This window comes from Pantanalinema rosaneae CENA516 (genome assembly GCF_050753385.1).
Classification (GTDB): domain Bacteria; phylum Cyanobacteriota; class Cyanobacteriia; order Leptolyngbyales; family Leptolyngbyaceae; genus Pantanalinema; species Pantanalinema rosaneae.
In genome coordinates, this window is record NZ_JBLZFZ010000187.1 from 1 (window position 1) to 1,136 (window position 1,136).

Genomic DNA, 1,136 nt, shown 5'->3' on the forward strand with positions numbered 1-1,136 from the left:
GATGTGGGAATCCTATCGGTTCGCCGAGGAAGCCGGTTACCACAGCGCTTCTTTCTTCACGGCGACCCCGATCGTCGGGTCGGTTCTGCTATCCGAGTGCCTCCGCCAAGGCTTCATTGCGAAGGACACGCCGCTCTACCGCATGTCTTACAAGCAGGGCTTGATCGACGTGCCGGACCTGTGGCGGGGGCGCGAGATCGCGGATCTCGCGGCGCAGTTCAACCGAGACTTCAACCAAGTCCACGGCGCGGCCCGGCGCGGGCGTCGCGCTTGGTCGGCCGAGCAATATTGACGAGGAGGCGTCCATGGGTGAGGACAGGCTCGTCTACGTCGGCATGGTCGGCGACATGCTGCATGCCGGCCATATCAACATTCTCGAGAAAGCCCGGGAGCTCGGCCGCGTGGTCGTCGGCGTGCTCACGGACGAGGCCGTCGTGGATTACAAGCGGGCGCCCTTCATGCGCTACGCCGACCGGGTTCGCGTCGTGGAGAACATCGCGGGCGTGCATCGCGTCGTGCCTCAGCGCAGCCACAGCTATCGCGACAACCTGCTTGCGCTGCGTCCCGCCTACGTCGTCCACGGGGACGATTGGCGCTACGGCGACAAGGTCGCGAGCGTGCGTCGCGAGGTCATCGAGACCCTTGCCGAGTGGGGCGGCGAACTGGTCGAAATTCCCTACACGCCCGGCATCTCCTCGACGCTCATCCACCAAGCGTTGGAGGAGCAGGGCGTCATGGCGCGCACGCGCCAGGCGCGCCTGCGGCGCCTTCTCGAGGTGAAGCCGTTCATTCGCGTGATCGAGGCGCATAGCGGCCTCGCGGCCGTGATCGCGCATCGGGCGTCCCACGAGGGCCGACGCTTCGACGCGCTCTGGCAGAGCAGCCTCACCGACGCGACGCTGCGGGCCAAGCCCGACCTCGAGATCGTCGACACGGGGGCGCGGCTCGCGACGGTCAACGAGATCTTCGAGGCGACGCCGCTGCCGATGATCTACGACGGCGACACCGGCGGCTTTCCCGAACGCGTGTATCAGCTCGCCCGTTCGCTCGACCGCGCCGGCGTCTCGGCGCTCTGCCTGGAGGACAAGGCCGGCTCGAAGCGCAACTCGCTCTACGGCTGTCTCTAATACACATCT

At 66.6% G+C, this 1,136-nt stretch carries 2 protein-coding genes; both read left to right on the plus strand.

The window, feature by feature from the left end:
• Positions 1-292, plus strand: a 292-nt coding sequence (locus ACN4EK_RS32785; RefSeq protein ID WP_431662636.1) for a hypothetical protein, incomplete at its 5' end; no start/stop codon positions are given.
• Positions 293-305: 13 nt separating this feature from the next.
• Entirely contained in the window at positions 306-1,127 is an 822-nt protein-coding gene (locus ACN4EK_RS32790; protein ID WP_431662637.1) for an isocitrate lyase/phosphoenolpyruvate mutase family protein, read from the plus strand.
• Positions 1,128-1,136 lie beyond the last annotated feature (9 nt).

Coding starts and splice junctions, on each gene's coding strand:
- ACN4EK_RS32790 (WP_431662637.1), top strand. CDS start 306: ATGGGTGAGGACAGGCTCGTCTACGTCGGCATGGTCGGCGACATGCTG.